Below are 5,828 nucleotides of genomic sequence, written 5' to 3'. Positions count from 1 at the left end.
GAGGACGACTTCGAGGAGCACCCCCCGCTGCGGCTGTCGCGGCGGGGGGTCGTGGTGCTCAGCGCGCTGGTCGGCGCCGTCCTCGTCCTGGTCGGCTGGCTGGTCTTCTTCTCCTCGGCGCTGGACGTGCGCACGGTCGCCGTCCAGGGCCTGCGCAACGACCAGCTGACGGTGGACGAGATCCGCACGGCCATAGGGCCGGTGCAGCACGGGCCGCTGGCCCGGGTGGACCTGGACGCGGTGCAGCACCGGGTGGAGGCGATCCCACGGGTGGCCAAGGCCGAGGTCTGGCGCGGCTGGCCGCACACGCTCCGGGTCAAGGTGGTCGAGCGGACCGCGGTGGCCGCCGTCAAGGGTTCTGATGGCAGGTTCACTCAAATGGATGCAAGTGGGGTGAGCTTCGCCACCGAGGCGACGCCACCGCCCGGTGTTCCGGTGGTGGAGCTGCAGCTGAGCCAGCCGGCCCAGGACGCGGCGGCGGTGCTGCCGCAGGACGAACTGGTCCGCGGCGCGGTCCAGGTGGCGGCCGGCCTGCCCCCGGAGGTGGCCCAGCAGGCCCCGGGGCTGCTGGTCCGTTCGTATGACGACATCGAGCTGCACCTGGCGAACGGCGCGACCGTGCGCTGGGGCAGCCCGGAGCGGACCGACCGCAAGGCCACCGTGCTGCGCGCGCTGCTGAAGCAGCAGGCCAGGACCTACGACGTGAGCGCGCCGGAGGCTCCGGCGATCTCCGGCTGAACAATCCGGTAGGTTCTCTTCACAGGAGCACCATTGACGCTCCGTCGGCAGCACCATTGACGGCGTGTCGGTGGGTGGCCGACCCTGGGTGGTCCCACCCCCGGCGCTCGGCGCCGAGTGGTGATCACATAGGCTCAAAAGAAAAAAGGGAAGCTCGGCGTGTTCGTTGAACACGAGCCCGTCCGGCACTTAGTGTCCTGTGTCACCAGGCGGTGTGCCGACGGTCCCTGACGCTTCGTTCGGAACCCGGCACCGGTCCGCCATGAACCCTCAACGTCAAGTTTAGGGTTCGGGTCGCCGGTATCCATTTCGGACAATCAGTCAGGAACCGGGCTCCCCACCCCTCTGAACGTCGGCTTCCGCGACCCAGGAAGTCGACCCGGACACCCGAGGCGAGAGGCCTTCGACGTGGCAGCACCGCAGAACTACCTCGCAGTCATCAAGGTCGTCGGCATCGGCGGCGGCGGTGTCAACGCCATCAACCGGATGATCGAGGTCGGGCTCAAGGGCGTCGAGTTCATCGCGATCAACACCGATGCGCAGGCCCTGCTGATGAGCGACGCCGACGTCAAGCTGGACGTGGGCCGTGAGCTGACCCGCGGTCTGGGCGCCGGCGCCAACCCCGAGGTCGGCCGCAAGGCCGCCGAGGACCACCGCGAGGAGATCGAGGAGGTCCTCAAGGGGGCCGACATGGTCTTCGTCACCGCCGGCGAGGGCGGCGGCACCGGCACCGGCGGCGCGCCGGTGGTGGCCAACATCGCCCGCTCGCTCGGCGCGCTCACCATCGGCGTCGTGACGCGCCCGTTCACCTTCGAGGGCCGCCGCCGCGCCAACCAGGCCGAGGACGGCATCGCCTCGCTCCGCGAGGAGGTGGACACCCTGATCGTGATTCCGAACGACCGCCTGCTGTCCATCTCCGACCGCCAGGTGAGCGTGCTGGACGCGTTCCGCTCCGCCGACCAGGTGCTGCTCTCCGGTGTCCAGGGCATCACCGACCTGATCACCACCCCCGGCCTGATCAACCTCGACTTCGCCGACGTGAAGTCGGTCATGTCGGACGCCGGCTCGGCCCTGATGGGGATCGGCTCGGCGCGCGGCGAGGACCGGGCCAAGGCGGCCGCCGTGATGGCGATCTCCTCGCCGCTGCTGGAGGCCTCGATCGACGGCGCCCGCGGCGTGCTGCTCTCCATCTCCGGCGGGTCCGACCTCGGGCTGTTCGAGATCAACGAGTCGGCCCAGCTGGTCAGCGAGGCCGCGCACCCCGAGGCCAACATCATCTTCGGTGCGGTGATCGACGACGCGCTCGGCGACGAGGTCCGGGTCACCGTGATCGCGGCCGGCTTCGACGGCGGTCAGCCGCCGGCCATCGTGCGCGACCCGGTGGTCAAGGCGAGCACCCCGGCGGCCGCGCCGGAGCGTCCGGCGCACGCGCCGACCCGGCCGTACGGCGGGATGGGCGCGGTGACCAACCGCTCCGAGGAGAGCTCCGCGCCGACCGCCAAGGTCGAGACCGCGGTGGCCCCGCCGGTCCCGCCGCAGGTTCAGCCGGCCCGGCTGCCCTACGTGGAGAGCCCGGCCGAGGAGCTCGATGTCCCGGACTTCCTCAAGTAGTTTGTAAGATTTTTTCCAGGGTTCGGTGCCCATCCCGCCAGTGGCCGGGATGGGCACCGTCGTGTGAACAGGGGCAGGTGACCGGAGATGACGGACCGACAGCAGGGCGGCACCACCGCGGAGCGGCTGGCGCAGCTGCGGGGCGGGCTGTCCGCGGTCGAACAGCGGATCGCGGCCGCCTGCGCGGCGGCCGGCCGGCCGCGGGCCGAGGTCTCGCTGGTGGTGGTCACCAAGACCTACCCCGCCTCCGACACCCGGTTGCTCGCCGGGCTCGGGGTGCGCGAGGTGGCGGAGAACCGCGACCAGGACGCCGCGCCGAAGGCGGCCGAGTGCGCCGACCTGCCGCTGGTCTGGCACTTCGTCGGGCAGTTGCAGACGAACAAGGTGCGCTCGGTGGTGCGCTACGCACACCATGTTCACTCCGTCGACCGGCCGCGGCTGGTCGGAGCGCTGTCCGAGGCGGTGCTCAGGGCCGAGCGGCCGGAGCTGGGTTGCCTGGTGCAGGTGGCGCTGGACGCCGGGGTCGGGCACGGGCGCGCCGGAGTGGCACCGGACCAGGTGTTGCCGCTGGCCGACCTGATCGCGGGAACGCCCGGACTGCGGCTGGACGGCGTGATGACGGTGGCTCCGCTGAGCGGTCCGCTGGCCGGTGATCCGGCCGCCGCCTTCGCCGCGCTGGCGGAAATCTCAAGCGCCGTACGCGCGGCCCATCCTGCTGCCACGATGGTCTCGGCGGGCATGAGCGGGGACCTGGAGCAGGCGATCGCTGCCGGAGCGACACATGTACGCGTCGGTACGGCGGTGCTCGGTGCGCGGTCACCCCTCGGGTAACGTCACCGGGTAGTAGATCAGACTGCCGGACAAATCAGGACAAAGCACCGATTCGTCCGGTCGAACCGAACCAATCGTGGATCGTATGTCCGCGGCCACGCACACGGACTGACGGGTTTTCGGGCACACCGCCCCGGATCTGACGGAAAGTGGGCGGACCGCACGTCCCGCCCCGCACACTCGACTACGGGCCCACCGTACTCGAAGAGTTCGGGAGGCGCGGGGCCTGGCCGGTGACGAAGCCGATCCACCACAGAGCGGAGGACAGGAGCATGGCCGGCGCAATGCGCAAGATGGCGGTCTACCTCGGCCTCGTGGAGGACGAGACGTACGACGGCCAGGGTTACGACCCGGACGACGACTACGACACGGACCCCGAGCCGATCCGGACCGGGCGGACCGAGGAGGTGCCCCGGCCCGCCGCGCCGACCCCGCCGGCGCCGGTGGCCACGATCGCGCCGCAGCCGGTGCCCGCCGCGGTGCCGATCCGGCAGGAGCCGCCGCGGATGGCTCCCGTGTCGTCCATCACACCCGAACGCCGTCAGAACCTGGAGAAGAGTGCCCCGGTGATCATGCCCAAGGTCGTGAACGAGCGGGAGCCGTACCGCATCACCACGCTGCACCCGCGGACCTACAACGAGGCCCGTACCATCGGGGAACAGTTCCGCGGCGGCACCCCGGTGATCATGAATCTGACCGAGATGGACGACACCGACGCCAAGCGGCTCGTAGACTTCGCCGCTGGACTCGTCTTCGGTCTGCACGGCAGTATCGAGCGCGTGACGCAGAAGGTGTTCCTGCTGTCGCCTGCTAACGTCGATGTCACGGCGGAGGACAAGGCTCGGATCGCCGAGGGTGGGTTCTTCAACCAGAGCTGACCCGCCCACGACGCCATGTGTGGACCTGTTGGACAGTGCGTGACAAGGCAGTATCACCGCAGAGCAGTGCTTGATTCAGAAGCAACCGGGAGAGGGATACCCGATGGGGATCGTGGGGGCAGTGCTCTACTACGCACTGACCGTCTTCCTGGTCGTTCTGCTGTTCCGTCTGGTCATGGACTGGGTCTTCCAGTTCGCCCGCTCATGGCGACCCGGGAAGGCCATGGTGGTGGTCCTGGAGGCCACGTACACTGTCACGGATCCGCCACTCAAGCTTCTTCGGCGGTTCATTCCGCCGTTGCGTCTCGGGGGCGTGGCGCTCGACCTGTCCTTCTTCGTACTGATGATCATTGTGTATGTCCTGATCTCGCTCGTGCAGCGTCTGCCGTGGTGAGCGATGCGGCAGGATGCCAGTGTGCCGACGATCACGTTGAGGTGAAGAGATGCCGTTGACCCCCGAGGACGTTCGGAACAAGCAGTTCACGACCGTCCGCCTGCGCGAAGGCTATGACGAGGACGAGGTCGATGCCTTCCTCGACGAGGTCGAAGCGGAGCTGACCCGCCTGCTGCGCGAGAACGAGGACCTGCGGGCCAAGCTGGCCGCCGCGACCCGGGCTGCCGCGCAGAACCAGGCCAACATGCGCAAGGAGCAGCCGCAGGAGGCCCAGCGCCCCGGTGCCCCGGTGCCGGCCGCCATATCCGGCCCGCCGGTCCCCGGCCAGCAGGGCCCGGGCCAGCAGCAGCCCCCGCAGCAGCAGCAGATGGGCCAGCCGCTCGGCCTGCCCTCCGGCGCGCCGCAGCTCCCGGCCGGCCAGGGCGGTCCGATGGGCAACCCGATGCAGCAGCAGCAGATGCAGCAGCAGCCGATGGGTCAGCCGCAGATGGGCACCATGGGTGGTCAGCAGCAGCTGGTGCAGCCGATGGGCGGCCAGATGCTCCAGCCGCTGGGCGGCCCGATGGGCCAGATGCAGCCGCAGATGGGCACCATGGGCGGCCAGCAGCAGCTCGCCCCGATGGGCGCGCCGATGCCGCAGCAGCTCGGCGGCCCGATGGGCGCCCCGATGCAGCAGCAGGGTCCCGGTGGCGACAGCGCCGCCCGCGTCCTCGCGCTCGCCCAGCAGACCGCCGACCAGGCGATCTCCGAGGCGCGGTCCGAGGCCAACAAGATCGTCGGCGAGGCCCGCAGCCGCGCCGAGGGCCTGGAGCGGGACGCCCGCGCCAAGGCCGACGCGCTGGAGCGGGACGCCCAGGAGAAGCACCGGGTCGCGATGGGCTCGCTGGAGTCCGCCCGGGCCACCCTGGAGCGCAAGGTCGAGGACCTGCGGGCCTTCGAGCGCGAGTACCGCACCCGCCTGAAGTCCTACCTGGAGACCCAGCTGCGCCAGCTGGAGTCGCAGGCGGACGACTCGCTCGCCCCGCCGCGGATCCCGGCCACCGCCTCGCTGCCCCCGGCCGCGTCGTCGATGGCCTCCACCGGGGCGCCGTCCTTCGGCGGCCAGTCCTCCTTCGGCGGGAGCGCCCCGTCGTTCGGCGGCAACCAGTCCTTCGGCGGCGGCAACGTCCAGCCGTCGTTCGGCGGCCAGCCCGCCGGGCCGACCGCTCCGCAGATGGCTCCGGCCGGCATGACCCAGCCGATGGCCGCGGTCCGTCCGCAGCCGCCGCAGCCCATGCAGCCGATGCAGCAGGCGCCGGCCCCGATGCGCGGCTTCCTGATCGACGAGGACGGGGACAACTGATCCCCACCCCCTCCTGAGAGCGCCCCCACCGCAC

6 protein-coding genes are annotated in these 5,828 nt (G+C 70.7%); all 6 read left to right on the top strand.

Going from position 1 to position 5,828, the window contains the following annotated elements:
* A partial coding sequence (locus ACFW1A_RS37495; RefSeq protein ID WP_380417599.1) for a cell division protein FtsQ/DivIB occupies positions 1 to 738 on the top strand: 738 nt, incomplete at its 5' end.
* Between the two features lie 408 nt (positions 739 to 1,146).
* A complete protein-coding gene (ftsZ, locus tag ACFW1A_RS37490; RefSeq protein ID WP_380417597.1) occupies positions 1,147 to 2,349 on the top strand; it encodes a cell division protein FtsZ in 1,203 nt (400 codons plus the stop codon).
* Between the two features lie 87 nt (positions 2,350 to 2,436).
* Positions 2,437 to 3,180, top strand: a complete 744-nt coding sequence (locus ACFW1A_RS37485) for a YggS family pyridoxal phosphate-dependent enzyme (protein WP_380417595.1) — start codon at positions 2,437 to 2,439, stop codon at positions 3,178 to 3,180.
* A 272-nt stretch (positions 3,181 to 3,452) separates the two neighbouring features.
* The gene (locus ACFW1A_RS37480) at positions 3,453 to 4,058 is read left to right on the top strand and encodes a cell division protein SepF (protein ID WP_380417593.1); all 606 of its coding nucleotides are present in this window, start codon (positions 3,453 to 3,455) and stop codon (positions 4,056 to 4,058) included.
* A gap of 103 nt (positions 4,059 to 4,161) precedes the next feature.
* Complete coding sequence (locus ACFW1A_RS37475) at positions 4,162 to 4,452, top strand: YggT family protein (protein ID WP_380417591.1); 291 nt, start codon at positions 4,162 to 4,164, stop codon at positions 4,450 to 4,452.
* A 49-nt stretch (positions 4,453 to 4,501) separates the two neighbouring features.
* Complete coding sequence (locus tag ACFW1A_RS37470; RefSeq protein WP_380417589.1) at positions 4,502 to 5,794, top strand: DivIVA domain-containing protein; 1,293 nt, start codon at positions 4,502 to 4,504, stop codon at positions 5,792 to 5,794.
* The last annotated feature ends 34 nt before the right edge of the window (positions 5,795 to 5,828 follow it).

The sequence above is a fragment of the Kitasatospora sp. NPDC058965 genome, assembly GCF_042741245.1.
Classification (GTDB): domain Bacteria; phylum Actinomycetota; class Actinomycetes; order Streptomycetales; family Streptomycetaceae; genus Kitasatospora.
This window is presented reverse-complemented; position numbering and strand designations above follow the sequence as displayed.

What these genes read in the sequence shown, in the direction of transcription:
- ACFW1A_RS37485 (WP_380417595.1), top strand. Translation starts at nt 2,437, where the DNA reads ATGACGGACCGACAGCAGGGCGGCACCACCGCGGAGCGGCTGGCGCAG.
- ACFW1A_RS37480 (WP_380417593.1), top strand. Translation starts at nt 3,453, where the DNA reads ATGGCCGGCGCAATGCGCAAGATGGCGGTCTACCTCGGCCTCGTGGAG.
- ACFW1A_RS37475 (WP_380417591.1), top strand. Translation starts at nt 4,162, where the DNA reads ATGGGGATCGTGGGGGCAGTGCTCTACTACGCACTGACCGTCTTCCTG.
- ACFW1A_RS37470 (WP_380417589.1), top strand. Translation starts at nt 4,502, where the DNA reads ATGCCGTTGACCCCCGAGGACGTTCGGAACAAGCAGTTCACGACCGTC.